This window comes from Streptococcus suis, assembly GCF_046032535.1.
Lineage (GTDB): Bacteria > Bacillota > Bacilli > Lactobacillales > Streptococcaceae > Streptococcus > Streptococcus suis_AK.
The window spans coordinates 1-26,646 of the sequence record NZ_JARQPL010000033.1 but is presented as its reverse complement, the minus strand read 5'-3'; the positions used below and the strand labels follow the sequence as shown (position 1 = coordinate 26,646).

Below are 26,646 nucleotides of genomic sequence, written 5' to 3'. Positions count from 1 at the left end.
GAAAAAGGATAGCCAAACTCCTTGTCCCACAAGGGGTTAGCTATCCTTTGCATTTTTTTATGTGATAAAGTCGGGATGTAAATTCAGTCTCTAGACCTATCTTTCTTCTTAGAAAAAATACAAAATAATGGTATAATAGTAAGGCTGAACACGACAGTTCAAAACGATACCACTATAGGAGTTATCATGAAAAAAGTAGCTATCGTGTCTGCCTATCGTTCTGCTATCGGCAGCTTCGGAGGCAGTCTGAAAGATATTGAAATCGCTGATTTAGGGGCGCAAGTCCTCAAAACAGCCTTAGCTAATAAAAACATCCCTGCAGACAGCGTTGATGAAGTTATCTTCGGAAATGTTCTCTCAGCAGGACAAGGACAAAATATTGCACGTCAAATTGCTATTCGTGCAGGCATTCCTCAGACATCCTCTGCCTATGCAGTCAATAAAGTCTGTGGTTCTGGTCTCAAATCAGTCCTTCTTGCCACACAATCAATCCTTCTCGGTGACAATGATGTAGTTGTGGCTGGAGGCATTGAAATCATGAGCCAGGCACCTTATCTATCCAAAACTAGCCGGTTTGGTAGTAAATTAGGGCATATTAGTCTGGAAGATTCCATGTTAACAGATGGTTTGACAGATGCCTTCAACGACTATCACATGGGCATTACTGCAGAAAATGTTGCTGAACGCTATCAAGTCAGTCGCGCAGAGCAAGATGCTTTTGCATACAGTAGCCAAGAGAAGGCTGCAAAAGCTATTGCTGAGGGAAGATTTGTTGACGAAATTGTTCCTATTAGACTAAAAAATCGGAAAGGCGAAACTATTTTTGCCACAGATGAGTATCCTCGTCTGACGCCAATTGAAAAATTGGCAACACTCCATCCAGCTTTCAAAAAAGATGGATCCGTCACCGCAGCCAATGCTTCTGGCATCAACGACGGCTGTGCTGTCTTGGTACTCATGTCTGATGAAAAAGCCAGTGAGCTAAATATCCAGCCACTCGCCTATATTGAGGCCTATGCAACAAGCGGTTTAGATCCCGCATTGATGGGGCTTGGACCTATTACTGCTAGCCAAAAAGCGCTACAAAAACTGAATAAAACAGTCGAGGATATCGATCTATTCGAACTCAACGAGGCATTTGCAGCCCAATCAATTCCAGTTGTCAAACAACTCGGCATTGATCCTGCAAAAGTCAATGTCAATGGTGGTGCTATCGCCCTTGGACATCCAATCGGAGCTAGTGGTAGTCGAATCCTAGTCACTCTGATTCACGAATTAATCAAGCAAGAAAAAGAGCTTGGTCTTTGCTCACTTTGTATCGGAGGCGGTCAAGGCATCTCCCTAATCGTTTCCAATGCGCAAACAAGTTAACCTATCATTTGTACACAAAGGATATATTATGAACATCGGTATTGATAAAATCGGATTTGCGGCACCCGATTATGTTTTAGATTTGGCTGATTTAGCCCAAGCCCGCAATGTGGACCCAAATAAATTTAAGATTGGTCTTCTTCAGTCTGAAATGGCTGTAGCTCCTGTCACTCAAGATATTATCAGTCTTGGTGCAAAGGCTGCCGAAGCCATTCTGACAGAAGAAGATAAACAAACCATTGACATGGTTATTGTCGGCACAGAATCTAGTGTAGATCAAAGTAAGGCTGCCGCCGTTACCATTCATGGATTACTCGGTATTCAGCCCTTCGCTCGCTCCATCGAGATGAAGGAGGCTTGTTACGGTGCAACGGCTGGACTAAGTCTTGCCAAAAGCCATATCGCTCAATTCCCAGAATCAAAAGTCCTAGTCATTGCTAGTGATATTGCAAAATATGGAGTCGCTTCTGGCGGTGAACCTACCCAAGGTGCTGGTGCAGTTGCCATGTTGGTAACCGCAAACCCACGAATTTTGGTCCTCAACAATGATAATGTCTGCCAAACACGTGACATCTACGACTTCTGGCGTCCTAACTACGACAAATATCCACGTGTTGATGGTAAATTTTCAACTGAACAGTACACCGATTGCTTGACGACAACTTTCGACTACTATCAACAAAAAACAGGCAAAACCCTCAACGATTTTGCTGCCATGTGCTTGCATATCCCTTTCTCCAAACAAGGTCTTAAAGGACTGCAAGCTATTGCTCAGGATGAAGAAACTCTTAGTCGCTTGACAGAACGTTTCCAGGAAGCTATCGTCTATAATAAAGTCGTCGGCAACATCTACACTGGCTCTATCTTCCTCTCTCTTCTTTCCCTTTTGGAAAATAGCAGAGCGTTAGAGACAGGGGATCAAATCCTCTTTTATAGCTATGGTAGCGGCGCTGTCTGTGAAATTTTCAGCGGTCAACTCGTTGAAGGTTATCGCGACCACTTACAAGAAAATCGTTTAGAACAACTCAATCAGCGTACAAAACTCAGCGTTAAGGAATACGAACAAGTCTTCTTTGAAGAAATTACACTTGATGAAACTGGTTCATCCCTTGACCTACCAGAAGACCAAAGTCCCTTTGCCCTTATCAAAGTGGACAATCACAAACGTATCTATCGTAAATAAAAGCCAAAACGGCGCCCTTTGGCTCTCACCAAGGGGCGCTTTCCTATAGAAAGAGGAACCTATGTCAACTTTTTCCGGATTTTATAAAAAATCACGCCAAGAGCGCATTGATATTCTCCGTCAGAATCGTTCCCTAGCCGAAGATAGCTTAGACATTCTATACAAAGACGAAAACCTGCCAGAAGCAATTGCGGGAAAGATGGCAGAAAATCATCTAGGAACGTTTTCCTTACCTTTTTCTGTACTTCCAGAACTTCTAGTGGATGGACAAACTTATTCTGTACCGATGGTTACTGAAGAACCTTCTGTGGTTGCAGCTGCATCTTTCGGAGCCAAAATCATCGCTAAATCTGGCGGTTTTACAACGACTATTCACAACCGTATCATGATTGGACAAGTTGCTCTCTACGATATTTCAGACCATAGCAGAGCGACACAGGCGATTCTTGACCAGAAGGAGAGTATTTTAGAAACTGCCAATCAAGCGCACCCTTCCATTGTCAAACGAGGGGGCGGTGCAAGAGAATTGACTGTTGAGAGTAAGGATGAGTTTTTGATTGTCTATCTTCAGGTTGATGTACAAGAAGCCATGGGAGCCAATATCCTCAATAACATGTTAGAAGCTGTTAAGGATGACTTAGAAGAACTCAGCAAGGGACAGGCTTTGATGGGAATCCTCTCCAACTATGCAACGGAGTCACTGGTCACCGCCCAATGCCATATTGCCATCCCTAGTCTGGCTACCAGCTCTGCCATTGCTCAAGAAACTGCTCAAAAAATAGCCCTGGCAAGCAAACTGGCGCAAGTGGACCCTTATCGTGCTGCGACACATAACAAAGGGATTTTTAATGGTATAGATGCTGTCGTTATCGCTACAGGAAATGACTGGCGGGCAGTCGAAGCCGGGGCCCATGCTTATGCCAGCCGTGATGGGCAATACAAGGGGCTTTCTACTTGGTCCATTGATGGCGAGCACTTGGTCGGCTCCATCACCCTACCTCTTCCGATCGCCTCCGTCGGTGGCTCTATCGGGCTCAATCCAAAGGTAGCAGTCGCTTTTGACCTTCTCCAACAACCAAAGGCACGCCAATTAGCTTCTATCATCGCTTCTGTCGGTCTCTGTCAGAACTTTGCTGCCCTGCGTGCTCTTGTTACTTCAGGGATTCAGGCTGGTCACATGAAGCTCCACGCAAAATCCCTAGCGCTACTTGCTGGCGCCGAGGAGCATGAAGTAGACCAACTAGCCCAACTCCTGCGGAAAGAAAAGCACAGCAACCTAGAAACTGCTCAAAAATTATTGGCAAAAATGAGAGAACATTGGGAGTGGGAAAGAACTCGACCAAGATAAAAAGAGTTCGTCTTCCCACCCCCGCACAGTTGATTAGGCCAGATTTGGAGTGCAAAACACGAACAAATCTGCCAATCAACCACTGCGCTGAGATGTTGACACGAACTCTGAGTAGTGGTCCTGGGCTTTTTGCCCAGCCTCACTCTATTATTTGCTCCATACGGAACTTTTGTGGTTTCATTCCTTGGCGTTCATAAAAACGGACAGCTCCTGCATTGTCAGCCCATACATCCAAGGTAAGATTATGGCACCCCTGCTCCTTAGCATAGGAAAGAGCAAATTCATAAAGCTGCTCGCCAATTCTTTGACCACGCGCAGAATTGGCTACACACAAATCATCAATAAACAAGGTTTTAACTGGTTCTAAAACATCGCCTGTTGCGGTAGATAATTCACAAAAAAGATGCCCAACCACTTGTCCCTCTAACTCAAAGACAAAAATAGGCTTATCTGGATTTTCCAAAAGTGCTACTAATTCAGCCTCAGAAAATTTTTGACCTGCGCTTTTAAAAATATCTGGTCGTGCTTGGTGATGCACCTGTAAAATATCTTGAAGCAATTCATTTAAAACTGGAATATCAGATTGTCTAGCTTTACGGATTGTCATAATACTCTCCTTTTGAGTTTTTATTATTATAGCACATGTTTATTTTTTAACAAAATAGGTCTGCAGACCGATGAAGAATCTGAAAATTCGAGTATACTATAGGTGTATCCTAAAATTTTTCATAAATCTCCTAAAAAATCAGCTGCCCAAGGCTGGTTTTTTGTTGTCTTAAAACGAGAATGTGTAGTGTAGAAAATTACTAATACTCTTCGAAAATCAAAATTATCCGTTGTCAACTTGCCTTGATAAACTCCAGTTCTATCTTCGGCTTCGTTTCCTAGGCTACTTTTGATTTTCATTGAGTATAAAGTTTTGCCCCTTATTTGCCCCTTAAACACAAAAAAAGCCCGTCGGACAAGCTAGAAAGCTTGATATGACGGGCTTTTTCATGCTGAATTATTTCACAGCGTCTTTGAGAGCTTTACCAGCTTTGAATGCTGGAACTTTTGATGCTGCGATTTTGATTTCTGCACCTGTTTGAGGGTTGCGACCTGTACGTGCTGAACGCTCACGAACTTCAAAGTTACCGAAACCGATCAATTGTACTTTTTCACCAGCTGCAAGGTAGTCTGCTACTGCTCCGAATACTGCTTCAACAGCTGCTGCTGAGTCTTTTTTAGTCAATGAAGTCGCTTCTGCAACTTTTGCAATCAAATCTTGTTTATTAGCCATTTGCTAAGTCCTCCAATAATTTTCTGAGTTATTACTCACTTCTATATAGTACCGAATTTTAGGCGTTTGGTCAAGTTTTTAATGCTATTTTACTGTCTTTTTCTGTAGATATCAACAATGAATTGGTCGTTGTACAAATCAATCGTATTCGCCTTTCCATACAGACCAAATTTGTTCTTCAGTTCTGTCAGTTGAACCTGTACTTGCGCTTGTTCGGAGTCTATTTTTACAAAGGCAGGGAGTTTATAATTTTTTTGTAAATAAGCTAATACCTCTGCTTTCGGCAGGGATAAACTTCCAACTGATATTTCTGTTATCCGTAACAAAATACTGCCATCTTCCATTTTGCTAGGTTGAAAATAAATGTAGAGTGGGATAGTCACACCAAAAACCTGATAGCTGCCTTCAAAAACTACTTGTTGATTCGTTATGAATAATTGATAGGAAAACTCTTCCGTCTGATACTCTTTTAGATAGTTAGTGATGGTTTGGTTGAGCTGTTCCCTATTAGTGGAGAAGGTCCCAACCTTGGTATCTTCTCCACTAGTCTGAACGAGCTTTGTTAAATCCTCTCTATCTGTTTGAATCCGTGTATAGAGGACTATTCCGCAACCAATCAATAAAGCCAACTGGGCTAAAAATAGCCATTTCCAAATATTAAGGTTCCCAGCTTTCCGTGGTCTCATTCATTCTCTCCAATATCGCTTTTTTCATAATCTCATATCCAGTATTATTGGGATGGAAACTGTCTTCCTCATACAGTAAATTATTGGTAACTTGGCTACCATTCTGACTAATACCAGCCTCCCCTTCCAATCCTTTATAGAGCAAATCATTGATCGGAACAAAGTAGACATCTTGATATTTTTCAGTTATCTGTTCTGTCATCGTATTCCAATTATCAACAATTGTCTGCATTTCTGTCAATTCAGGAAAATTGAGGTAGAGTGGATTGTAAATCCCGACAACATAGATGGGAAGATTTGGATTATTCTTACGCGCTGTCTTAATAATCGTATCCAATCGTTTTCCGTAATCTTTTGCGGGCTTATCAAAAGTTGAAACTTTGAGATTGGCAATGTTTTTAATAATAGCCTTGCGCAAATCATTGCCACCAACTGTCAGAGTTAACAGATCTGCTGTTTTTAAGTAGCTTATCAGCTCTCCATCTTCCTTCATTCGCTTAAGAATCTGATTACTGGTATTCCCAGAAACTCCGAAATTTTTATAATCTACTTCATAACCATAATCGTTAGTTAGAGATTGAGCCAACAAGGGAACAAAGCCCCCCTGTCCAGTTGTATCTCCAACACCTTCTGTCAAAGAATCACCAAGTGCCACATATCGAAAACTGATTTTTTCTGATACGGTAAGCTCTTGTCTGGAGATGCGAGATGAGGCAACAGGAATGAGTTGATGAAATAGAAAAATCGACCCTAGAATTGCCAGAAAAAAGAAAACAAAGCCTTTAATCAACTTCCTGTTATTCATAACGAATCAAAATAGCCCAGGCATCCTCACCAGTATGAGTTTGAATGATGGAACCTGTCTCTAAAACAGAAATTTCTTTTGAGACGTACTCTTGTAATTGACTCTTCATTTCGTTTGCAAAATCAGCCGTTCCTGAATAGGAAATACCAATCTCGACTACTTTTTTATCTGCTAGAGTTGCCGTGAACTCTTCCAGCCATTTTTTAAAGGTCTTATTGCCTCGTCCCTTGACAATCGGAGTCAGCTGATGGTCTTTCATTTCCATGATGACACGGATATTGAGTAGGCTACTCAGCATCCCTTGAACACGTCCAATACGACCACCCTTGACTAGATTTTCTAGGGTTGATACACCGATGTATAATTCCGTTTTTTCTTTGACTGTTTCAATAGCTGCAAGGATTTCTTCTTTGCTGGCACCAGCTTGTGCCATGCGTGCTGCTTCTACAACTTGGAATTTTTCAGCCTGATCTGTAAAGCTTGAATCGAGTATTGTCACATCAGCACCAGAAAGGGTTGCTCCTTGTCTAGCAGCTTCTACTGTCCCTGATAAGGCATGCGACAAGAGAATGGCAATAATCTGACTGCCATCTTTAGCCAAATCAGCAAAAGTTTCCGCAAAGAGTCCTACTGGGGGCTGGCTTGTTTTTGGCAAGTTTTTCGACCCACGCATGAGCTCTAAGAATTCTCCTTCTTTTAAATCGTTGTCAGAGTATACGACTCCGTCAACCATTACAGATAATGGAACAACTGTTATATTCAATGCTTCGACCAAACTGGGTTCGATAGTCGTACTTGAATCCGTAACAATCTTAATCTTTGACATATTTCATCCTACAATTCTCTTCAATTTTGCCATCTATTATAACAAATTTTAACTAAAAAATAAACTTTGGACATAAGCAAAAAGGCTAGTCGCCTAACCTTTTTCTACTAATTCTTTTGCTTGATTACGGGCTGCATCTGTGATTTTGTCACCGGCTAACATCTTGGCAATTTCCTCAATACGCTCTTCTTTGGTCAAGAGACGGACACGAGAAACAGTCGAATGTTCGTCGGATATTTTCTCAATAAAGAACTGATAATCTGCAATAGCAATGACTTGTGGTAGATGAGAAATCGCCAATACTTGACCATATTGTCCGATTTTATAAATTTTCTGGGCAATTGCCTGGGCCACACGTCCAGATACCCCTGTATCCACCTCATCAAAGACAATAGAAGTTTTACCTTCTTTACGGGCAAAGGCTGACTTAATGGCCAACATCAAGCGAGACAATTCTCCTCCAGAAGCCACCTTAACCAGAGGCTTGAAGTCTTCACCTGGGTTGGTAGAGATGTAAAATTCTACTGTTTCATTTCCTTCTCGATTAAATTTTCCTTTAGTAAATCGAACTTGGAAACGAGCTTTCTCCATATACAAGTCTTGCAATTCTTGGCGAATAATATCTTCTAAAACAAGAGCCAATTCATGGCGTGATTGGCTGAGCTGACCTGCTCGTTCAACCAATTCTTTCTCTAAGTTCTTAAGCTGAACTTCCAAATCATCACCAGATAAATCATTGCCTGTCAATAGATTGTATTCTTCGCTGATTTTACTAAAATAGTCCAAAACATCATCGACAGTTCCGCCATATTTCTTCGTAATGGTATTGAGCAAATCCAGACGACTTTCCAATTGCAAGAGACGATTGCCGTCAAAATCTAGATTATCGACCACATCGCTGAGACGCTTGGTCACATCTTCAACAACATAATAAGCTTCTGTCAGGCTAGAAGAGAGCTGTTTGTAGTCTGGATCAAATTCTTCCAGACTTTGCAAGTCACTCATTGCTGAGCGTAGGTTGTTCAAGCTTGAAAAATCTTCATTGTCTAACAGTGCATAGGCATTGGTCAGTGTATCTGCAATTTGTTTGTGGTTGAGCAGTTTATCGCGTTCCTGATTGAGTTGAATATCTTCGCCAGACTTCAAATCTGCTGCTTCGATTTCAGCAATTTGGTATTCCAACATCTCAATCCGCGCCTTGTGTTCTTGCTCATTTTTTTGCTTTTCAAGAACTCGTTTGCGAAGACTACGGTAAGCATCAAAGGTTGTCTGATAACGGTCTTTAAGACTCCAAAATTCATCTTCTCCGAAACTGTCCAAAAGACGGATATGGTGCTGGGATTTCATCAATTCTTCCTGGTCATGTTGACCATGAATATCTACTAAATATTGCCCAATCTGTTTCAAGACAGATAAATTGACCATCTGCCCATTGACACGGCTGACCGAACGGCCATTTTGTAGGATTTCACGACGGATAATGAGTTCGTCAGCTACTTCAATCCCCTGTTCAAGCAAAATCTGCTCGAGAGCTCTGCTATTTTCAAAGGAAAAGAGCCCTTCAATCTCAGCCTTGGCGGCCCCATGTCTGATAACATCTGTCGTCGCACGCGCTCCAAGCATCAGGTTCATGGCATCAATGATAATGGATTTACCTGCACCTGTTTCACCAGATAGGATGGTCATCCCGTTTTCAAAATTCAGTGATACCTGCTCAATAATGGCGAAGTTTTTAATGGACACTTCTAGTAACATGGCTACCACCCTCTAACCGTCTGTTCGATTTGCGAAATAATGCCTTCGTTTGTAACAATGAGCAGAATACTGTCATCATCAGCAATCACTGAAAAAACATGTTCTTGAAATTGTTCCAAAATCCGGCGTTTGACCACAGCAGAGCTTCCAGGTACCAGACGGAGATTAATCATTTTATCCATCACTGAGACTTCAAAAACATTCTGCGATTTTACCTTAACAAGACCTGCCTTTGGTAGACCATAAATATATCCTTTATCCGCTGATGGAACCTTAATAATGCCAAGTTCCTTGATATCACGTGAAACCGTTGCTTGTGTCGCATTGACACCCATTGCTTCTAGACGTTCAACAATTTCTTCCTGTGTATCAATAGGAAATCGGACTACCAAATCTTTAATGACTTCTAATCGTTCTCGTTTATTCATCCTTTTTAAATTCCTCATGTGCTTGATAGACTGTAGTTGTTATGACCTCTTTATCAATCTGGTTTGGTTGTGTTGATTTTTCTAAGTGCGCTAAAAATTCGATATTGCCATGACCGCCTTGAACAGGGGAAAAGCTAAGGGCTTTGACTGAGAAGCCTGTTTCCACGGCCATTTTTGTCACATCTTCCAAGACTTTCAAGTGAACGGATTTATCCTTAACAATGCCATTTTTCCCAATCTGTTCACGTCCAGCCTCGAATTGGGGTTTGACAAGGGCAACAACCTGGCCGCCCTCCGCTAAAATACGATGGAGTGCTGGCAAAATCAGACTCAATGAGATAAAGCTGACGTCAATGGACGCAAAACTTGGTTGACCAAGTTCGAAATCTCCCAACTCAGCATAGCGGAAATTGTACTGTTCCATGCTGATCACACGCTCATCCTGACGTAATTTCCAAGCCAGTTGATTGGTCCCTACATCCACAGCATAGACCTGCTTGGCACCAGCCTGCAACATAACATCCGTAAATCCGCCTGTCGAAGCCCCAATATCAATCGTTGTTTGACCCTCAACTGATAAGTGGAAAACCTGCAAGGCTTTCTCCAATTTGAGACCACCACGGCTGACATACTTGAGTTTTTCCCCCTTGAGCTTGAGTTCAATTCCCTCGTCAATCTTCTCACCTGGTTTGTCGTAGCGTTCCCCATTAATGACGGATATAACTAAGCCAGCCATAACACCGCGTTTGGCCTGCTCCCGCGTCTCGAAAAGCCCCTGTTTAAAAGCTAGTACATCTACTCTTTCCTTAGCCATTGATTCGTAAACTTTCTATCAATTGATACACTTCTTGCCCCTTAAAGCCATTGTGTTCTTCTAATTCCTTAAAAATGCCCACAGCCTTATTCAATGAATCCTGAACAATGAATTTGGACTCTTCTAACCCTAACAAGCTTGGATATGTTGCTTTTTCAGCCGCCAAATCTTTCCGAGGCGTTTTGCCCAATTCATCAAAATCTGCCGTTACATCTAAAATATCATCTCGAACCTGAAAGGCATGACCAATCAACATCCCAGCTTGCCACAAGGAACCGACAACGGAACTAGGCTGTTGCGTAATAATCCCTGCTGCATGAAATGGAAATGTCAATAATCGACCTGTCTTGTTGCTATGGATATTTATCAGGTCAAAAATTTCCAATTTTTTTCCTTCACCTAGCATGTCCAGCATTTGACCACCGACCATCCCAAAAGTTCCAGATGCTAATGACAAGAGCTGGATCAATTCAAGTAAAACCTGATTTGGTAAATCAGCCAGAGACAGGAGGCCAAAAGCGTCCAAAAAGAGGCTATCGCCTGCTAAAATAGCTGTCGCTTCGTCAAATTTCTTATGATTGGTGAGTCGACCTCTACGGTAATCATCATCATCCATGGCAGGAAGATCATCGTGAATCAGGCTTCCCGTATGAATCATCTCTAAGGCAGCGGCCACTTGGTAGTGGGCTTGCTGTAATTCGACCCCAAATCCTTCCACGATTTGAAGCAATAAGACCGGTCGAATCCGCTTTCCACCACCATCAATCGAATACAAAATCGCATCAATTAATTCTTCCGAAACAATTGTTCCACGGTTGTAATAAAAATCGCGAATTTCCTGATCAATCCGTTTCACATCAACCATTAATCCATCTCCGCTTCACTGCCATCCGCCTGCATGACCTTGACCAAGGTCTTTTCAGCTTCTGCTAGTGTCTTTTGTAGGTCTTTCGATAGGACCATTCCTTTTTGAAACTCGGCAAGTGCTTCTTCCAGAGCCACATCGCCTCGCTCTAATTTGGTTACGATTCCTTCTAATTCAGCTAGATTTTCTTCAAATGTTTTCGTCTGTTTGGACATGTTTTACCTCCACATCAAGTTGACCATCCTTCATCTGGATGGTTAGGTTTTCACCCATTTGTACATTTTCTACACTATCAATCACCCGACCATCTTGACGAATCATGGCATAGCCACGAGCCACGATGCGACTGGTATCCAGCATAGTCAAGGCCTCAATCAGCTTGTCCGCCTTGGCCATCTTATTGTCATAGATATTAGCCATATTGCTCTTCAAGAGTCGTTCCTGCTGGATAATTCTCTCTTGGAAACTCTCTACTTTACGACCTGGATGCACACCTTGTAATCGTTGCTGTAGTAAGAGACTAGCCTGTTTCTGCTGGCTATAGACTTCTTTCATCCGTGTCTGCAATTGGTTGGTCAAACGGTCTAATTTTTGTAAATAACCATCGTATAAGCGTTCAGGCTGACGGAACATAACTGACTGGCTAATTTTCTCAAGCTGCCCTCTCAGGAATTTCAACCGATTGGTCATGGTCTGATAGGCTCGATTTTCCTGCTGATTTAAATAACCCAGTAAGTCTGCCTTGGTCACAGGAGTCGCTAATTCTGCGGCAGCTGTCGGAGTGGCTGCCCTGCGGTCTGCCACAAAATCTGCCAGAGTCGTATCCGTTTCGTGACCCACACTGGAAATGATTGGAATACGGGATTCAAAAATAGCCCGAACCACAATTTCTTCATTGAAAGCCCAAAGGTCTTCGATAGAACCACCGCCACGACCAACAATCAGAACATCCAAGTCATCCCGTTCATTGGCTCTTTGGATATTGGCAACAACCTCCTGAGCAGCACCATCTCCTTGCACCTTGGTCGGATAGAGAACTATCTCTACGCCTGGAAAACGTCGGCTAACGGTTGTAATAATATCCTGAATAACGGCTCCACTTGGACTGGTAATGACACCGATTTTCTTGGTAAACCGTGGCAAGGCTTGCTTGAATTCTTCTTTAAATAAGCCTTCCTGTGTCAGAGCTTGTTTGAGCTGTTCAAACTTGATTGCCAAGGCTCCAATACCATCTGGCTCAGCTTTTTCAATGACAATGGAATAAGAACCATTTGGTTCATAGAGCTGAATGCGCCCAATGACATTGATTTTCATTCCCTCTTCAAGCTCAAAGCCCAGATTCTTATAGACGCCTGCCCACATGGTCGCTTGGATGACTGCCTTGTCATCCTTGAGCGAAAAATATTGATGGCTAGGGCGTTTACGGAAGTTGGACACTTGACCTGTCAAATACACCTTCTCCAAATACGGATCGCGGTCAAACTTTAATTTTAAATACTTAGTTAGATGACTAACCGATAAATATTCAACCATGTCCACTCCTTCTATATTGTATCCCCACTATTATACCAAATTTTGCACTTTTATACAGAACTAGGCCTATTATTTCCGATAGCTTTCCTGTGTTTTTTTCAACAATTTGCTATATAATAGTTTGTGAGAATATAAGAATCTGGATTCACGGTCCAATGCGTAAAAACACTTTACTTGTGAATATGGGTTCTAAGAATCATTATGCAGGTTCTAAGGAGATTTATTTGAAAATTGATGATTTACGAAAAAGTTCTAACATTGAGGACCGCAGGGGGCAATCCAGTTCTAACTCTTCTTTCTCGTCTGGTTCATCTGGCGGAAATGTTCTATTGGGACTACTCTTTTCACGACTTGGTTGGAAAGGAAAACTACTTGTTCTTGTCCTTTTATTAGCCTTCGGAGGCATGTCAAACCTTGGTGGACTGCTTTCCCCATCAACAGGGACTAATCCTTACCAATCGAGTCAAGTCACAACGACTGGTACAGATGTGTCTGATGCAGATGCTGAATTCATGAGTAAGGTTTTAGGATCAACAGAAGATTTTTGGGTCCAAGAATTTAAAGCCAATGGTTTAACCTACAATGCACCGACTATGGTTTTCTATACTAACCAGACCCAAACCGGATGTGGAGTGGGTTCCGCCCAAGCCGGTCCATTCTATTGCTCTGCTGACCGCAAGATTTATATTGATACTTCTTTCTATCAAGAATTATCTAGCAAGTATAAGGCTGCTGGTGACTTTGCCATGGCCTATGTCATCGCTCATGAGGTCGGTCACCATGTCCAAAATGAATTGGAAGTCCTTGGTGCCTACCACCAAAAACGTACTCAATTATCAGAAAAGGAAGGCAACGCCCTCAATGTCCGTCTAGAATTGCAAGCTGACTATTATGCAGGAGCCTGGGCCAAATATGTTGATGGACAAGGCATCTTGGATGCTGGTGATATTGACGAAGCCATGAATGCTGCCCATGCAGTTGGTGACGATACTCTTCAGCAGGAAGCCTACGGCCGTACTGTTCCAGACAGTTTTACCCACGGCACTTCTGAGCAAAGGAAAAAATGGTTTAACCTCGGCTATACCTATGGTGACCTTGCCCACGCCGATACATTCTCCGTAGAGAAACCGTAAACATCCATAGCCTCTTGTAGCAATAAAGAAACTCTTGCAACATACACTTTTGCAAGAGTTTCTTTATAATATACAACTGACAGAAGCCAATTTACACATACGGTACCACTTTTAAATATGAAAACTGAATCATGTAAACTTACTCATCAACTCTAATTAGAGCGGTATCCTAGTTTCAAACAATATCACAATTATTATTTAGCAAACTTTAATTATTTCCAGTTATCTCTGCTGCAGACTGCACAGTTCCGTTTGGAATAATCACTGTTTTCAACAAGTTATTTTCCTCGTGAATACGTCTGTATAAGATAACCATGTAGACTGGAAATAAGATGAGAAAACTATATGTTGCATGACACAATAAAGCTAAACCGATTAATTCTGGTATAATATTTAGGAAATAGTTAGGATGCTTTACAACACGAAACAACCAATGATCAACAAAACGATGATCTTTTACCAACATGAGCTTAACTGTCCAAATATCACCTAACAATCGTGTTACCCAAAATAACATTCCCATTGAAAACAGCAAGAATATCAAACCTAAGCTACTAAGCGTATCAAACTTGGCGTGTCGCACTACTGCTTCAACCAAACATGATAAATAAAATAGAATATGTACAACTGTTAATAATTTAGTATTTTGAACACCAAATTCTGAACCGCCGTTTTTCAAAATCCGTTTTTCGTTTTTAATGGAAATCTTCAAAAAATAGATTCTCACCAAAAAAATACAAATAACCAAAAAAACAACCATAAATCCCTCCTGTATTTTAACAGATTTTATCAAACACATTCATTATACAAGGTTAGACTGTCGACATTCTATTCCTCTCCTGTTTTTTTCCTATTTTCCATTTTTCCATTTGAGACTACAATAAAAGAGACCTGTTTTCAAAAATGGATGAAATCATGTCTCTTTTATAGTCTTTTAGTTTACTTTTAGTACTCGCTCCAAAGGTTTTGGGAACCTTTGGAGGTTGGAGATAGGGCGAAGCAAGTTCGCTTCAATAGCTGCAGACAGCTTGTACAGTCGAGTGACTGTGCAAGGTTGGAGATAGCACTTGCGGAGCAAATCACCCCTGCAGAGTACAGCAAAGCGAGTTCAAACAATCCAGTGGAGTGTTTGAAGTTGGAAATAGGGAGTGGAAAAGAACTCGACCATCCATAGAAGAGTTCGTTTTCCCACCCCCGCACAGTTGATTAGGTCAGATTTGGAGTGTAAAACACGAACAAATCTGCCAATCAACCACTGCGCTGAAATGTTGACACAAACCCTGAGAAGTGGCGCTGGACTTTTTGCCCAGCCTCCTTACGTCGAAGTAATAAAAGAAAAACTAAATGTCTATATTATAATTTTACCTATATCAATTCATTAGATTGCAAATGAATCATAAAACGCATAGTTTGTGTATCAGAAGCATAAAAAGTGTACGGAAATCCGTGTTTTTCTAATATTTTCTGTACAATAAACAAACCAATCCCTGTACCACCATCTTTCTTATCACGGCTGTAGTCTGGACGATAGAATGGACGAAAGACTTGATCCAATTCCTCGTCACTTAAAACACGTTCAACCTGATTTTCGATTATTAATTGATTTTGGCGCAGTACTACACGAATAATAGCTTCTTTACATGAGTACCGAAAGGCATTATCTAAAATATTCTTAATAGCTTTTAAGAAATAATCAGGATTTCCTTCAATGAGAACCGGTGATAGTTCTACTTCAAATTGATATCCCTTAACCTCTGCCAAACTCTGATAACTTGTTAAAGAGGAATCAATCAACTGATCTAATCGGATTTGTTCTCTGCTTTCCTTTAAAGCCATATCAAGATTTGTCGCTTCTAAAATAGAATGAACTAACTCAGATTGTTCCTGCAAGATTTCCTTGCATTTTTTTAAATATGTATCATGGTCCTTAAATGGCCCCACATTATAAATCATGCCTTCGACTAACCCCAACATACTAGCTATTGGAGTTTTTAATTCGTGTGATGTGATACGGAGGAAATCAGACTTCTCCTTCTCACGTGCCATAGCACGTTCATTTTCCGTTCTTAATTCATCGATACTTGACAATAACTTGCTATACAGGCTGTTAATATCCTGAGCCAATGCTGTTATTTCATCTGTTCCTACAACAGCACAACTGATTCCAGACTCTAACGATTGCATCCGTCTTGTTGTTTCTGAAATTCTTGCTATTCTACGAGTGGACAGCCTACTGTAAACAAAAGCTACCGAAACTGCCAGAACAATAATCAACAGCAATATGAATGGATAAAAAGTTACCAATGTTTGACTGACATCCGATAATGAGTGGAATCCATAATTAAATAACAGATAATATGTAACTCCTTCTGCCGATGTTATCTCGACGCCCCCAGAACCAATTTCATCAAAATCTCCATTTTCTAAATACTCTTTCTCATACTTTTTGGCCATTTCATCATTGGGGTCTGGATAAATAATTTCTCTATCACTCGAAAAAAGACTAATAATAATCTTCGGAGTTTTTCTGTCGTAATCATCAATCTCAGATATAATCTTAGCTTCTGGCATCCCATCCAATTGTTTAGCCACAGTCATATAATCATGTCTCAATTCCTGTTTCTTAACCTGATTATAATATATAGGCATAGCATAATACAATAACCCTAACAATGTTACAGAGATGAAAGAAATCATCACAGCAACAACTATGAAATTTTTTCTAGCAATCCCCATATCAAGTATCCTCTATTTGATAACCACGACCAACAACTGTCTTCAAAGGAAGTGACGGCAATTTTTTACGTATATTCTTGATATGATTATCTAAGACACGGCTATCCAATTCCGTATATCCCCATATTCCCATCATCAAGTTATCACGACTAACAATTTTCCCACGTCGTTTAGCTAAATATAGTAAAACTTCATATTCTTTTTTTGTTAATTGAACTTCTTCTTCTTCCATATAAACTGCCCCACTAGTTGGTTGAATAAGAATTGTTCCTATCTCAATGCTATCTGTATCTCCTTTTCCTCTCAAAATATTCTCAATCCGTTTTACCAATATAGTTGGTGAAAATGGTTTAACAACATAATCACTTATAATCTGATTAAAACTAATAAGCTGTGTATATTCGTCACCCATGGCTGTCAGCATCAAAATTGGAATCTGAGAAGTTTTGCGAATTTCCTTCAGTACTTCCAAACCTGTCATAGACGGAATCATGATATCTAAAACAATTAAATCGAATTGTTCTTCTTGAAACCTTTCTAAAGCAACCTTTCCATCAAAAACAGATTCTACCTGATAACCATATTCTTTTAAAAACTCACAAACAACTTGACTAATAACTATGTCATCCTCGACAACCAAGATTCTTGACATTTTTATACCTCCTCGTAAAGTTCTATTATAAAATATTATTATACAATTATATACCGATTCGTACAATGGTGCAACTCTATCATAGATAAATAGAGCATCATGTTCTGCTATTTCAGCTTTCTTTTGACTTCTTCTGTTTAAAACAGATAAAAAACAGATGAAACCAAGGACATATATAGATTTGTTTGATAAACTGAACTAAACAAAAATGAAAGGAGCTATCCCATTATGTGGAGTCCAAAAAAATTAACCGTATTAAAATGGTTTGATATCCTCATTCTAACAATTATTTTATTTGGAGATGGAATCATCAACTCTACTCTCCAATACATAGCCTTACAAAATCAAACTACAACTCTTCAAGAAAATTTGACATTTTCAACAATGGACAATTATAAGGCTTTGGCTCTACAGTTAGTTTGGCTCACAATAGCCATCTTCTATCTATTACTCCGAAATTTTGATTTCTCAATTTGGAAAAAACATATTTTTATTACTCCTTGGGTTCCATTACAAGCTGTTGCCTTATTCATTTTCTCTGCATTATGCTTGGATATCTATCATTTAGTATCCTATCAGTTTCTAGCTTCCAACACTCCATCCATGTTTCAATTATTTCCTAACATTGATTTATCACTGATTTTGTACTCATTGTTGAACGGATTTTATGAAGAAATTTTCTTCCTTAACCTGTGCTTACTGGTTAACCCTAAATATGCAAAATGGGCATTTTTATATTCATTAATTATTCGATGCAGTTTCCATACCTATCAAGGTTTAATTAGTGCACTCGGTTTAGGCTTAATTCTAGGAACTATTTTCTATCTACTTTATCAAAAAATAAAACCTAAAAATTTATTACCATTTTTCCTAGCACATGCGGTGGCTGATGTTATCGGTTTAACTATTCTATCATATATTCTATACTAGTTATCTAACAGATAATTTGAACACAAGCTATCCTCATATCACCAAAGACTGAGTGGATACCTACTAGTCATGACCACCCGTGAAAACGGGTGGTTTATTTTATGTAATTTAGAGAAAAGAGTGCCAAAAAACGCATAAAATCGTGTTGCTAAGAACGTTGATTTTATGCATTTTATTATCAATATTTTTATTGAAATTTATATTTATGCCCAACTATACTTCTCAGAATCAATGTCCATATCTCATCTCAGCCTATAGATTGACAGACTCTAATTTATAAGTAACGGTCTGTACATCTCTGCGGTAGTCTCGAAAGAGAATTTTTGAGAAACGATTTTCTTCCTTCCATTTATTAAATATAGCATTGTCCATAAACCCTGCAGACCGACCCCATTGCGCATCAAATTCTCCCTTTCCATTTTCAAACGCCCTATACTCATCCCCACCAGCACCTTCTGACTTATAGTGATTTAAAATATCCGTGTTACTCTGATCTACTAACTTAGTTAGTTTTAAGCCATCTGGAATGATAAAATAGTATCCACCAATTGATTCATAGAATGCCCAGTCTCTAAATTTGAAAGTCACTTCCCACTCAATTTTTTTATCGGTTACGGAAGTTGCTTCTATCGAAACGGATTGCTGTATTTGAAATGGTTTGCCTGGATAGTTCGTATCTTGGATGTAAGCCGGTTGTTTCTCATTCGGCAATTCTGGAGTAACAGGGAGGGATTCCATATCCAAATTATTTTCAGCTGACCTTACAGCACGCGGTGTAAATTCAGAAAGGGTTGAATCCTCAACCTTTGTTTCTGGGGTTGCTTCAGCCTTTGGCTCAGAAATGACATTCTCGATTTCCTCTAGGTTAGCAGACTGTCATCGTCTTGATTTCCTCCATTCTCAGCTCCTTTTGTAGCTTGCTCTTCAACTGTCAATGGCTGTTCTTCTAACGTTTGGTTAGATTCTATTGTCACAAGGCTTGCATCGGTTAATGCCTCCGTATCCGCCTTGATATTTGATATGATTGTATTACATTATTCTTATCATCTACCCATTTCGAAACCCTGTAACCTTTTTTTAGAATAACATCATTCGGTTTTCGATCATTATCAAGCGGAGCTTCTTTAATAGCAATTTCTTTCAAAAATTCTGCTAACGTTGCCCCTGCAGAAATTGTTCTTTGGAAATTACCTTGATAAATATAATAATGGAAATCCAAATCCGTAATTTCTGAATTTTCCCCTCCTTTAACTGTAACGGTAATCTTATCTTTTGATTTTAAACCTTCTATAGGAGCTTCAGTTTCTTTGTCTACCTCAGGAACTGAAGGTGCTTTCTTTTCTGGTTTCTCAGTGTTTGGATTTCTAAAATCTAAATTATTCGACTTTGGATTTACCTGCTCTAACTTCTTAAGAGTCAATTCTAAACTAGCAACCGAAACGATTTGCTTAAATAGATGATTCTGATGATCAAAATTTTTCATTACTGCAACTAGTGAAATATTTTTCAGTGACTTATCTAAAATCTTTCCTTTTAACCGATAAGTTACTTTCATCAACTTTTACAACTGTTCCAAACCACATAAGCGCAATCATAACAGAAGCTAATCCAACCTTACTCTTTCTCAACGAAAAAATTTCAGTCTGTCTATTCATTTTTTCTCCTTGTTTTCTATCATTTAATACTCAACACACACAGTGCCTACTCTAATTATAGAAAACCAATCTCACATAGTATTATGTTTCGTTTGTTTTTTATCTAATCTGCCCATGCTCATTCCTAAGAATATGCCTCAAAACAAAGCTGGGCTCAAGCCCAGTACCACTTCTCTGATTTCGTCTTCCCACTCCCAAAATAAAAAATACCAGCTACACCACATAGCTGATATTTCAAATAATTATTTTGCACTTCTGACACAAGCTTCATAGGTCTGTTCCATCAACATGGTAATAGTCATCGGACCAACACCACCTGGAACTGGGGTAATATAACTTGCCACTTCTGATACCTCATCGTATTTGACATCACCGATTAGCTTGCCATTTTCATCACGATTCATACCAACATCAATCACCACGGCACCTGGCTTAACAAATTCCTTGGTCACAAAATGACCACGACCAATGGCAACAACAAGAATATCGGCCTGACGAGCAAGCTCTGGCAAGTTTTTGGTACGAGAATGCGCAATCGTTACAGTAGCATTGGCATCCAGCAGCAGCTGTGCCATCGGTTTACCAACAATATTAGAACGACCAATAACTAAAGCTGACTTCCCTTCCAGCTCAATCTGATATTCCTTGAACATTTCCATAATTCCTGCTGGGGTAGATGGAATCATAACAGGATGACCAGACCAGAATTTCCCCATGTTAGTCGGATGAAAACCATCCACATCCTTATCTGGGTCAATGGCCAACAAGACCTTCTCCTCGCTGATATGGGCTGGTAAGGGCAATTGCACCAAAATACCATGCCATTCATCATCCTGATTATAGCGCTCAATCAAATCCAACAAGTCTGACTCAGAAATCGTATCTGGAACGCGAACAACCTCACTCTTGAATCCAGCAGCTAGAGCTGACCGCTCCTTATTCCGTACATAAACCTGACTAGCAGGATTTTCGCCAACTAAAATAACTACAAGACCTGGTACCAACCCCTTTTCTTCTTTTAATCGAGCAGTTTTCTCCGCCAAGGCAGCCTGCATTTTTATACCTAGTGCTTTCCCATCAATGACTGTCATACCTACACTCCTTTTGTTTTTTCTATTATACCCTAAAATTCTCCGACTGACTATCCTTGTCCAAAGTAGACTATGCATATAGCAAAAAACTCCGAACAATGTCGGAGTCGTACTTATTTGTTCATTTATAGTCTTTTAGTTTACTTTTAGTACTAGGCAACGAGCTGCAGACAGTACTGGAGTACGGCAAAGCGAGTTAACGAAGTAATAAAAGAAAAACTAAATGACTATATTACAAGACCTTAGACAAGAAATCCTTAGTCCGTTCTTCCTTGGTATGTTCAAAGACTTCTTCAGGCGTTCCATCCTCCACGATGACACCGCCATCCATAAAGATAACCCTGTCAGCTACCTCACGCGCAAATCCCATCTCATGAGTCACGATAACCATGGTCATCCCTGACTTGGCCAAATCCTGCATTACAGCAAGAACTTCACCAACCATTTCAGGGTCTAGTGCAGAGGTCGGTTCATCAAAAAGTAGGACATCTGGGTCCATAGCCAGACCACGTGCAATAGCGATCCGCTGTTGCTGACCACCTGAAAGGCTTTGTGGATAGGCATTCGCCTTATCTGGCAATCCTACCTTTTCAAGTAATTCCTTAGCCTTCTTCTCAGCCTCATCCTTTGCAATTCCCTTTGTCTTAATAGGTGATAAAGTAATATTATCTAATACCGTCATATTTGGAAAAAGATTGAACTGTTGAAAAACCATTCCCATCTTTTCACGCATCTTGAAAATATCATTTGACTTGTCAGTAATATCAACACCTTCAAATGTAACAGTTCCCTTGGTTGGCACTTCTAAGAGGTTCATTGTGCGTAAGAAAGTCGATTTCCCTGACCCTGATGGACCGATAATAACGACTACCTGACCTTGTTGAATATCTAAATCAATTCCTTTTAGAACCTCATTCTTTCCGAAGCACTTATGTAAATCCTTGATAGAAATAATCGCATTAGACATGGAACTGCCCTCCCTTGTTCAACTTTTTCTCAAACAACTGAATAATCACTGTTAGCACCGTTGTCATAATTAGATAATAGCTCGCTGCAAATACAAGTGGTGTTAAAGGAATATAAGAAGTGGATTGAACTGTCTGAGCACCATTCCATAATTCCATCACACCGATGGTTGACAAAAGTGAACTATCCTTAACAATAGTCACAAATTCATTTCCCAAGGCTGGAAGGATATTCTTGATAGCCTGTGGCATGATAACGTAACGCATCGCCTGCTTTGGTCTAATACCAAGCGAATAAGCAGCTTCCAACTGTCCTTTTGGTACAGCATTAATACCAGCACGAACAGTTTCAGATACATAGGCACCCGAGTTCATCGAAATAACAATGATACCTGGAATCAAGCGCGTCAAATCAACCGTCAAAATTCCTAGCTGAAAAGTTGGTGCTACAAAATGTGTCATCGCAAAAGCAATCATAATCTGGACAATCATCGGTGTCCCACGGAAAATCCAGACATAGATATTGGCAGTCCAAGCTAAAACTTTATACTTACTACGCTGAGCAAAGGCAAGCAACACACCTAAAATACTACCAAAAAATACTGAGAAAAATGCAATAATGAGGGTAACAATTGCCCCATAATTAAAATAAGCCCAATACTCAGGCAAAAAAGAAAAATTCATTCATCTTACTCCAATTCTGTCATTTAGAGTCTATTATACCATTTTTGAATATTTATGCAATACTTTTATTTATAATATTCAATTTACACAAGAAAAAAGCACCCTTAGGTGCCTCTCACTTCTTCTTAGTACAATAGCTCATAGATTTCCATTGCAATCAAGTCGATGCTGTCAAACGCGTACGTTTCACGAGCAGCAACATCACGCAAGGTAAATACTGAACCATTTTCCTCGTCATAGCTATAAGCCACTTCTGCAACAACAATACCATCTCGTTCGAAATTACGTTTCAACGTACCGCCGTCATTAGCCATAGCTTCCAGACGATTGATAATTCTCACCAAATGTGATTCCATATTCGTTCTCCTAATCCTTTTTATAGGAATATTTTACCACATATTGCCAAAAAAGTCTTATTTTTTCCCTATTTTCTTCCTATCGCCCTATTTTTCATAGAAAGTTTTTCCAAGCGTAGCAGTTTCTTGATTTTTCTATGAATCTTGTTATAATAAAGCTAGAACTGACCTTTTTTGACTATTCAACAATAGGTCACATTTTTCACAGAAAGAGGTAGAATTATGCTCTGCAAAAATTGTAATATCAACGACGCAACGATCCATCTCTACACCAACTTAAACGGTAAACAGCAGCAGGTAGACCTCTGTCACAACTGCTACCAAATCATGAAAACAGACCCTAATAATGCCATCCTACGTGGGTTGGGAGATTTAACAAATCCTAACAATATGGATCCCTTTAGTGAATTCTTCAATCACCTAGGTGGCTATCCTGGCAATACCCCTGCCGGAAAAAATCGCGAACAGACTCCTCCCACTCAAGCCGGTGGGCATAATGGACGTGGTGGACAAACCCCTCCTCCGCAACAACCCCAACAACCAAATGGACTCCTTGAAGAATTTGGTATCAACGTTACCGAAATTGCCCGTCGTGGGGATATTGATCCAGTAATCGGTCGCGATCAAGAAATTACCCGTGTCATCGAAATTCTCAACCGTCGTACAAAAAATAACCCTGTTCTTATCGGTGAGCCTGGAGTAGGTAAAACAGCGGTTGTTGAAGGCTTGGCTCAAAAAATTGTCGATGGCGATGTCCCACAGAAATTACGAGACAAGGAAGTCATTCGTCTGGATGTTGTCAGCCTCGTACAAGGAACAGGTATCCGCGGACAATTTGAAGAACGTATGCAAAAACTCATGGAAGAAATCCGTAATCGTCGCGAAATCATTCTTTTTATTGACGAGATTCACGAAATTGTCGGTGCTGGTTCTGCAGGCGATGGCAACATGGATGCTGGCAATATCCTCAAACCAGCCCTCGCACGTGGTGAAATGCAACTAGTCGGTGCAACAACGCTCAACGAATACCGTATTATCGAAAAAGATGCCGCCCTAGAGCGCCGTATGCAACCTGTAAAAGTTGAAGAACCAAGTGTCGAAGAAACCATTACCATTCTCAAAGGTATCCAAAATAAATACCAGGATTACCATCATGTTAAATACTCCGATGCAGCTATCGAAGCTGCCGCAGTACTGTCCAACCGCTACATTCAAGACCGTTTCCTCCCAGACAAGGCTATTGACCTTCTGGATGAAGCTGGTTCAAAAATGAATTTGACCCTCAACTTTATTGATCCAAAAGAAATTGACCAACGCCTGATTGATGCCGAAAATCGTAAAGCACAAGCTACACGGGATGAGGACTATGAAAAAGCGGCCTATTTCCGTGACCAAATTGCTAAGTACAAGGAGATGCAAAAGGCAACTATCAGCGAGGAAGATATTCCACTCATTACTGAGAAAGAAATTGAGGCCATCGTTGAGCAAAAAACAAATATCCCAGTTGGTGATTTAAAAGAAAAGGAACAGTCCCAGCTTGTGAACCTCGCTAGTGACTTAAAAGCCCATGTTATCGGACAAGATGAAGCAGTTGACAAGATAGCTAAAGCCATCCGCCGTAATCGTGTCGGTCTCGGTGCTCCAAATCGTCCAATTGGATCCTTCCTCTTTGTCGGACCAACAGGTGTCGGTAAAACCGAATTGTCTAAGCAATTAGCTATCGAACTCTTCGGTTCGGCGGACAGCATGATCCGCTTCGACATGTCCGAATACATGGAAAAACACGCTGTTGCTAAACTCGTCGGAGCTCCTCCAGGCTATGTCGGCTATGAGGAGGCTGGACAATTGACTGAAAAAGTCCGTCGTAATCCTTACTCACTCATCCTCCTTGACGAAGTTGAAAAAGCCCACCCAGATGTCATGCACATGTTCCTTCAGGTCTTAGACGATGGGCGTCTGACAGATGGACAAGGGCGGACAGTCAGCTTCAAAGATACCATCATCATCATGACATCAAATGCTGGTACTGGAAAAATTGAAGCAAGTGTCGGTTTTGGTGCGGCTATAGAAGGGCGGACTCAATCAGTCCTTGGCCAACTTAGCAATTTCTTCACACCTGAATTTATGAACCGATTTGACGGCATTATTGAGTTCCAACCACTGAGCAAGGAAAACCTACTTGAAATCGTCAGCCTCATGCTAGACGATGTAAACAAACGCCTTTCTCACAATGGCATCAGCCTCCATGTAACAGATAAAGTTAAGGAGAAATTAGTGGACCTTGGCTACGATCCAAAGATGGGAGCTCGTCCACTCCGCAGAACCATCCAAGATCAGATTGAAGATGCAATCACAGACTTCTACTTAGAACATCCAGCAGAAAAAGACCTACGTGCTGTCATGTCAAGTAAAGGTACAATTCAAATCAAGGCACAAACAAAGACAAAATAAGAAAATAGAGCTGCTCCCTACGAGTAGCCTATTTTACTGTTTTGATACTCTATTTTTCTAAATTTTTCCCCATCTCCATCCTATAAAAAAACTTTACTTTGTAAAGCCTATCACAAGGAAAAATAATAAAAAAGTGGTATAATGTATACAACTCATTCCAATTATGAAAGAGGATAGAATTGCCTATGGAGAAAATCGCTGTATTTGGAGAAAAGAAGGTTGGCGTCAGCTACCAGAGTCGCTTTGGTGTTTACGCAGTTATCCCAGATGAAAAGAAAGAACAGATCATACTCGTTCAAGCGCCAAACGGAGCTTGGTTTCTTCCTGGTGGAGAAATTGAAAAGGGAGAAAATCACCTCATTGCCTTGGAGCGCGAATTGATGGAAGAGCTTGGATTCACCGCTGAAATCGGAAAATACTTTGGTCAGGCTGACGAATACTTCTACTCTAGCCACCGCGATACCCATTTCTATAATCCAGCCTACATCTATGAAGTAACTAGCTACCATCAAATAGGACAACCACTAGAAGATTTCAACCATATTGCCTGGTTCCCAGTCAATGAAGCCATCGATAAACTCAAACGTGGTAGTCACAAATGGGGCATTGAACAATGGAAATTGCAAGAAAATTCATTCAATAACTAGTAAAAACACTCTAATCGTGCTATAATGTAGCCAAAGAGATAGAGGAGGTTCCACATGAAAATCATTAACACGACAAATAGTCATCCCAATCTTGTCCAAAGCCAGTTGGCTAATACTGATGCTTTCCTAGTAGAGACTTATTCTGCAGGTAATACAGACGTTATTTTCACACAGGCACCCCGTCATTATGAACTCTTGATTAGTAATAAATACCGTGCAGTACAACAAAATGAAATCGAGCAAATTCGTGATTTCTTCCTTCATCGAAAAATTGATGAACGAACTATTAACAAGGCTGCCATTCAAACGATTCACACAGACCGTTTGATTGAAATGTCTATTCCCATTATCGCAGAAGTGTAAGAAGCCAGATGGCTTCTTCAGACTGAAGACAAAGTCCTTAGAATTGATTTTCTAAGGGCTTTTCTTCGTATTTAGGAGTATAATATAAGA

30 protein-coding genes are annotated in these 26,646 nt (G+C 40.4%); 8 read left to right on the top strand and 22 right to left on the bottom strand.

Features of this window, described 5'->3' with window-relative positions; translation table 11 throughout:
• The first annotated feature begins 186 nt into the window (after window positions 1-186).
• The 3 genes from P7J58_RS09380 (at window position 187) to P7J58_RS09370 (ending at window position 3,902) form a co-directional block, all read left to right on the top strand.
• The gene (locus tag P7J58_RS09380) at window positions 187-1,371 is read left to right on the top strand and encodes an acetyl-CoA C-acetyltransferase (protein ID WP_408556180.1); all 1,185 of its coding nucleotides are present in this window, start codon (window positions 187-189) and stop codon (window positions 1,369-1,371) included.
• A gap of 28 nt (window positions 1,372-1,399) precedes the next feature.
• Window positions 1,400-2,554 (top strand): hydroxymethylglutaryl-CoA synthase, encoded by a 1,155-nt coding sequence (locus P7J58_RS09375; protein ID WP_024408371.1) that lies wholly within the window; start codon window positions 1,400-1,402, stop codon window positions 2,552-2,554.
• A 61-nt stretch (window positions 2,555-2,615) separates the two neighbouring features.
• Window positions 2,616-3,902 (top strand): hydroxymethylglutaryl-CoA reductase, degradative, encoded by a 1,287-nt coding sequence (locus P7J58_RS09370; RefSeq protein WP_408556181.1) that lies wholly within the window; start codon window positions 2,616-2,618, stop codon window positions 3,900-3,902.
• A 139-nt stretch (window positions 3,903-4,041) separates the two neighbouring features.
• On the opposite strand, the gene P7J58_RS09365 is transcribed toward P7J58_RS09370, so the two are convergent.
• From P7J58_RS09365 to xseA, 12 genes are all read right to left on the bottom strand, one after another.
• The gene (locus tag P7J58_RS09365; protein WP_002942918.1) at window positions 4,042-4,509 is read right to left on the bottom strand and encodes a GNAT family N-acetyltransferase; all 468 of its coding nucleotides are present in this window, start codon (window positions 4,507-4,509) and stop codon (window positions 4,042-4,044) included.
• Window positions 4,510-4,628: 119 nt separating this feature from the next.
• The gene (locus P7J58_RS09360; protein ID WP_024409746.1) at window positions 4,629-4,808 is read right to left on the bottom strand and encodes a hypothetical protein; all 180 of its coding nucleotides are present in this window, start codon (window positions 4,806-4,808) and stop codon (window positions 4,629-4,631) included.
• 97 nt (window positions 4,809-4,905) lie between these two features.
• The gene (locus P7J58_RS09355) at window positions 4,906-5,181 is read right to left on the bottom strand and encodes an HU family DNA-binding protein (RefSeq protein ID WP_002942953.1); all 276 of its coding nucleotides are present in this window, start codon (window positions 5,179-5,181) and stop codon (window positions 4,906-4,908) included.
• An 89-nt stretch (window positions 5,182-5,270) separates the two neighbouring features.
• Complete coding sequence (locus tag P7J58_RS09350) at window positions 5,271-5,867, bottom strand: YpmS family protein (RefSeq protein WP_408556182.1); 597 nt, start codon at window positions 5,865-5,867, stop codon at window positions 5,271-5,273.
• On the bottom strand, window positions 5,839-6,672 hold the full coding sequence (locus P7J58_RS09345; protein WP_408556183.1) for an SGNH/GDSL hydrolase family protein: 834 nt from the start codon (window positions 6,670-6,672) through the stop codon (window positions 5,839-5,841). Before P7J58_RS09345 ends, P7J58_RS09350 begins: the two co-directional genes overlap by 29 nt.
• Window positions 6,665-7,498: a DegV family protein gene (locus P7J58_RS09340; protein ID WP_029186531.1), complete on the bottom strand. Its 834-nt coding sequence runs from the start codon at window positions 7,496-7,498 to the stop codon at window positions 6,665-6,667. Before P7J58_RS09340 ends, P7J58_RS09345 begins: the two co-directional genes overlap by 8 nt.
• A gap of 93 nt (window positions 7,499-7,591) precedes the next feature.
• On the bottom strand, window positions 7,592-9,253 hold the full coding sequence (recN, locus tag P7J58_RS09335) for a DNA repair protein RecN (protein WP_029174766.1): 1,662 nt from the start codon (window positions 9,251-9,253) through the stop codon (window positions 7,592-7,594).
• A 2-nt stretch (window positions 9,254-9,255) separates the two neighbouring features.
• Complete coding sequence (locus tag P7J58_RS09330) at window positions 9,256-9,681, bottom strand: arginine repressor (protein ID WP_002942941.1); 426 nt, start codon at window positions 9,679-9,681, stop codon at window positions 9,256-9,258.
• The gene (locus P7J58_RS09325) at window positions 9,674-10,495 is read right to left on the bottom strand and encodes a TlyA family RNA methyltransferase (protein ID WP_029172744.1); all 822 of its coding nucleotides are present in this window, start codon (window positions 10,493-10,495) and stop codon (window positions 9,674-9,676) included. Before P7J58_RS09325 ends, P7J58_RS09330 begins: the two co-directional genes overlap by 8 nt.
• The gene (locus tag P7J58_RS09320; protein ID WP_099776498.1) at window positions 10,488-11,360 is read right to left on the bottom strand and encodes a polyprenyl synthetase family protein; all 873 of its coding nucleotides are present in this window, start codon (window positions 11,358-11,360) and stop codon (window positions 10,488-10,490) included. Before P7J58_RS09320 ends, P7J58_RS09325 begins: the two co-directional genes overlap by 8 nt.
• On the bottom strand, window positions 11,360-11,575 hold the full coding sequence (locus P7J58_RS09315) for an exodeoxyribonuclease VII small subunit (RefSeq protein ID WP_002936269.1): 216 nt from the start codon (window positions 11,573-11,575) through the stop codon (window positions 11,360-11,362). The genes P7J58_RS09320 and P7J58_RS09315 overlap by 1 nt, the downstream gene beginning before the upstream one ends.
• On the bottom strand, window positions 11,550-12,893 hold the full coding sequence (gene xseA, locus P7J58_RS09310; RefSeq protein ID WP_099776500.1) for an exodeoxyribonuclease VII large subunit: 1,344 nt from the start codon (window positions 12,891-12,893) through the stop codon (window positions 11,550-11,552). The genes P7J58_RS09315 and xseA overlap by 26 nt, the downstream gene beginning before the upstream one ends.
• Window positions 12,894-13,117: 224 nt before the next feature.
• On the opposite strand from xseA, the gene P7J58_RS09305 reads away from it, so the two are divergent.
• Window positions 13,118-14,026 (top strand): neutral zinc metallopeptidase, encoded by a 909-nt coding sequence (locus P7J58_RS09305; RefSeq protein WP_099776502.1) that lies wholly within the window; start codon window positions 13,118-13,120, stop codon window positions 14,024-14,026.
• A 208-nt stretch (window positions 14,027-14,234) separates the two neighbouring features.
• Here P7J58_RS09305 and P7J58_RS09300 read toward each other — a convergent pair whose 3' ends face one another.
• The 3 genes from P7J58_RS09300 to P7J58_RS09290 all read right to left on the bottom strand — a co-directional run bounded on the left by P7J58_RS09300 (window position 14,235) and on the right by P7J58_RS09290 (window position 17,414).
• Window positions 14,235-14,786 (bottom strand): isoprenylcysteine carboxyl methyltransferase family protein, encoded by a 552-nt coding sequence (locus tag P7J58_RS09300; RefSeq protein WP_024418639.1) that lies wholly within the window; start codon window positions 14,784-14,786, stop codon window positions 14,235-14,237.
• Window positions 14,787-15,391: 605 nt separating this feature from the next.
• A complete protein-coding gene (locus P7J58_RS09295; protein WP_024376705.1) occupies window positions 15,392-16,762 on the bottom strand; it encodes a sensor histidine kinase in 1,371 nt (456 codons plus the stop codon).
• 1 nt (window position 16,763) lies between these two features.
• Window positions 16,764-17,414: a response regulator transcription factor gene (locus P7J58_RS09290; RefSeq protein ID WP_024376704.1), complete on the bottom strand. Its 651-nt coding sequence runs from the start codon at window positions 17,412-17,414 to the stop codon at window positions 16,764-16,766.
• Window positions 17,415-17,642: 228 nt separating this feature from the next.
• On the opposite strand from P7J58_RS09290, the gene P7J58_RS09285 reads away from it, so the two are divergent.
• Complete coding sequence (locus P7J58_RS09285; protein ID WP_015647212.1) at window positions 17,643-18,344, top strand: CPBP family intramembrane glutamic endopeptidase; 702 nt, start codon at window positions 17,643-17,645, stop codon at window positions 18,342-18,344.
• 252 nt (window positions 18,345-18,596) lie between these two features.
• On the opposite strand, the gene P7J58_RS09280 is transcribed toward P7J58_RS09285, so the two are convergent.
• The 7 genes from P7J58_RS09280 to P7J58_RS09250 all read right to left on the bottom strand — a co-directional run bounded on the left by P7J58_RS09280 (window position 18,597) and on the right by P7J58_RS09250 (window position 23,095).
• The gene (locus tag P7J58_RS09280; RefSeq protein WP_029179915.1) at window positions 18,597-19,082 is read right to left on the bottom strand and encodes a hypothetical protein; all 486 of its coding nucleotides are present in this window, start codon (window positions 19,080-19,082) and stop codon (window positions 18,597-18,599) included.
• Window positions 19,083-19,332: 250 nt separating this feature from the next.
• Window positions 19,333-19,899 carry a hypothetical protein gene (locus tag P7J58_RS09275; RefSeq protein ID WP_408556184.1) on the bottom strand — a complete coding sequence of 189 codons (567 nt, stop codon included), beginning with the start codon at window positions 19,897-19,899 and terminating at the stop codon, window positions 19,333-19,335.
• Window positions 19,859-19,999: a YSIRK-type signal peptide-containing protein gene (locus P7J58_RS09270; protein WP_079267632.1), complete on the bottom strand. Its 141-nt coding sequence runs from the start codon at window positions 19,997-19,999 to the stop codon at window positions 19,859-19,861. Before P7J58_RS09270 ends, P7J58_RS09275 begins: the two co-directional genes overlap by 41 nt.
• Before the next feature lie 242 nt (window positions 20,000-20,241).
• On the bottom strand, window positions 20,242-21,090 hold the full coding sequence (locus tag P7J58_RS09265) for a bifunctional methylenetetrahydrofolate dehydrogenase/methenyltetrahydrofolate cyclohydrolase (RefSeq protein ID WP_024378968.1): 849 nt from the start codon (window positions 21,088-21,090) through the stop codon (window positions 20,242-20,244).
• Window positions 21,091-21,322: 232 nt separating this feature from the next.
• On the bottom strand, window positions 21,323-22,057 hold the full coding sequence (locus P7J58_RS09260; protein ID WP_105120624.1) for an amino acid ABC transporter ATP-binding protein: 735 nt from the start codon (window positions 22,055-22,057) through the stop codon (window positions 21,323-21,325).
• Window positions 22,050-22,739 (bottom strand): amino acid ABC transporter permease, encoded by a 690-nt coding sequence (locus tag P7J58_RS09255; RefSeq protein ID WP_044759104.1) that lies wholly within the window; start codon window positions 22,737-22,739, stop codon window positions 22,050-22,052. The genes P7J58_RS09260 and P7J58_RS09255 overlap by 8 nt, the downstream gene beginning before the upstream one ends.
• 125 nt (window positions 22,740-22,864) lie before the next feature.
• Window positions 22,865-23,095, bottom strand: coding sequence for a DUF1797 family protein (locus P7J58_RS09250; protein ID WP_002938704.1), 231 nt, complete (start codon window positions 23,093-23,095; stop codon window positions 22,865-22,867).
• 222 nt (window positions 23,096-23,317) lie between these two features.
• Here P7J58_RS09250 and P7J58_RS09245 point away from each other — a divergent pair, with 222 nt between their 5' ends.
• The 3 genes from P7J58_RS09245 (at window position 23,318) to P7J58_RS09235 (ending at window position 26,556) form a co-directional block, all read left to right on the top strand.
• Window positions 23,318-25,546, top strand: coding sequence for an ATP-dependent Clp protease ATP-binding subunit (locus P7J58_RS09245; protein ID WP_099832478.1), 2,229 nt, complete (start codon window positions 23,318-23,320; stop codon window positions 25,544-25,546).
• Window positions 25,547-25,731: 185 nt separating this feature from the next.
• Window positions 25,732-26,193, top strand: coding sequence for an NUDIX hydrolase (locus P7J58_RS09240; RefSeq protein WP_029187357.1), 462 nt, complete (start codon window positions 25,732-25,734; stop codon window positions 26,191-26,193).
• 54 nt (window positions 26,194-26,247) lie between these two features.
• Complete coding sequence (locus P7J58_RS09235) at window positions 26,248-26,556, top strand: DUF1827 family protein (protein ID WP_002938710.1); 309 nt, start codon at window positions 26,248-26,250, stop codon at window positions 26,554-26,556.
• The last annotated feature ends 90 nt before the right edge of the window (window positions 26,557-26,646 follow it).

Coding starts and splice junctions, on each gene's coding strand:
- P7J58_RS09380 (WP_408556180.1), top strand. CDS start 187: ATGAAAAAAGTAGCTATCGTGTCTGCCTATCGTTCTGCTATCGGCAGC.
- P7J58_RS09375 (WP_024408371.1), top strand. CDS start 1,400: ATGAACATCGGTATTGATAAAATCGGATTTGCGGCACCCGATTATGTT.
- P7J58_RS09370 (WP_408556181.1), top strand. CDS start 2,616: ATGTCAACTTTTTCCGGATTTTATAAAAAATCACGCCAAGAGCGCATT.
- P7J58_RS09365 (WP_002942918.1), bottom strand. CDS start 4,509: ATGACAATCCGTAAAGCTAGACAATCTGATATTCCAGTTTTAAATGAA.
- P7J58_RS09360 (WP_024409746.1), bottom strand. CDS start 4,808: ATGAAAATCAAAAGTAGCCTAGGAAACGAAGCCGAAGATAGAACTGGA.
- P7J58_RS09355 (WP_002942953.1), bottom strand. CDS start 5,181: ATGGCTAATAAACAAGATTTGATTGCAAAAGTTGCAGAAGCGACTTCA.
- P7J58_RS09350 (WP_408556182.1), bottom strand. CDS start 5,867: ATGAGACCACGGAAAGCTGGGAACCTTAATATTTGGAAATGGCTATTT.
- P7J58_RS09345 (WP_408556183.1), bottom strand. CDS start 6,672: ATGAATAACAGGAAGTTGATTAAAGGCTTTGTTTTCTTTTTTCTGGCA.
- P7J58_RS09340 (WP_029186531.1), bottom strand. CDS start 7,498: ATGTCAAAGATTAAGATTGTTACGGATTCAAGTACGACTATCGAACCC.
- recN (WP_029174766.1), bottom strand. CDS start 9,253: ATGTTACTAGAAGTGTCCATTAAAAACTTCGCCATTATTGAGCAGGTA.
- P7J58_RS09330 (WP_002942941.1), bottom strand. CDS start 9,681: ATGAATAAACGAGAACGATTAGAAGTCATTAAAGATTTGGTAGTCCGA.
- P7J58_RS09325 (WP_029172744.1), bottom strand. CDS start 10,495: ATGGCTAAGGAAAGAGTAGATGTACTAGCTTTTAAACAGGGGCTTTTC.
- P7J58_RS09320 (WP_099776498.1), bottom strand. CDS start 11,360: ATGGTTGATGTGAAACGGATTGATCAGGAAATTCGCGATTTTTATTAC.
- P7J58_RS09315 (WP_002936269.1), bottom strand. CDS start 11,575: ATGTCCAAACAGACGAAAACATTTGAAGAAAATCTAGCTGAATTAGAA.
- xseA (WP_099776500.1), bottom strand. CDS start 12,893: ATGGTTGAATATTTATCGGTTAGTCATCTAACTAAGTATTTAAAATTA.
- P7J58_RS09300 (WP_024418639.1), bottom strand. CDS start 14,786: ATGGTTGTTTTTTTGGTTATTTGTATTTTTTTGGTGAGAATCTATTTT.
- P7J58_RS09295 (WP_024376705.1), bottom strand. CDS start 16,762: ATGGGGATTGCTAGAAAAAATTTCATAGTTGTTGCTGTGATGATTTCT.
- P7J58_RS09290 (WP_024376704.1), bottom strand. CDS start 17,414: ATGTCAAGAATCTTGGTTGTCGAGGATGACATAGTTATTAGTCAAGTT.
- P7J58_RS09285 (WP_015647212.1), top strand. CDS start 17,643: ATGTGGAGTCCAAAAAAATTAACCGTATTAAAATGGTTTGATATCCTC.
- P7J58_RS09280 (WP_029179915.1), bottom strand. CDS start 19,082: ATGGAATCCCTCCCTGTTACTCCAGAATTGCCGAATGAGAAACAACCG.
- P7J58_RS09275 (WP_408556184.1), bottom strand. CDS start 19,899: ATGAAAGTAACTTATCGGTTAAAAGGAAAGATTTTAGATAAGTCACTG.
- P7J58_RS09270 (WP_079267632.1), bottom strand. CDS start 19,999: ATGAATAGACAGACTGAAATTTTTTCGTTGAGAAAGAGTAAGGTTGGA.
- P7J58_RS09265 (WP_024378968.1), bottom strand. CDS start 21,090: ATGACAGTCATTGATGGGAAAGCACTAGGTATAAAAATGCAGGCTGCC.
- P7J58_RS09260 (WP_105120624.1), bottom strand. CDS start 22,057: ATGTCTAATGCGATTATTTCTATCAAGGATTTACATAAGTGCTTCGGA.
- P7J58_RS09255 (WP_044759104.1), bottom strand. CDS start 22,739: ATGAATTTTTCTTTTTTGCCTGAGTATTGGGCTTATTTTAATTATGGG.
- P7J58_RS09250 (WP_002938704.1), bottom strand. CDS start 23,095: ATGGAATCACATTTGGTGAGAATTATCAATCGTCTGGAAGCTATGGCT.
- P7J58_RS09245 (WP_099832478.1), top strand. CDS start 23,318: ATGCTCTGCAAAAATTGTAATATCAACGACGCAACGATCCATCTCTAC.
- P7J58_RS09240 (WP_029187357.1), top strand. CDS start 25,732: ATGGAGAAAATCGCTGTATTTGGAGAAAAGAAGGTTGGCGTCAGCTAC.
- P7J58_RS09235 (WP_002938710.1), top strand. CDS start 26,248: ATGAAAATCATTAACACGACAAATAGTCATCCCAATCTTGTCCAAAGC.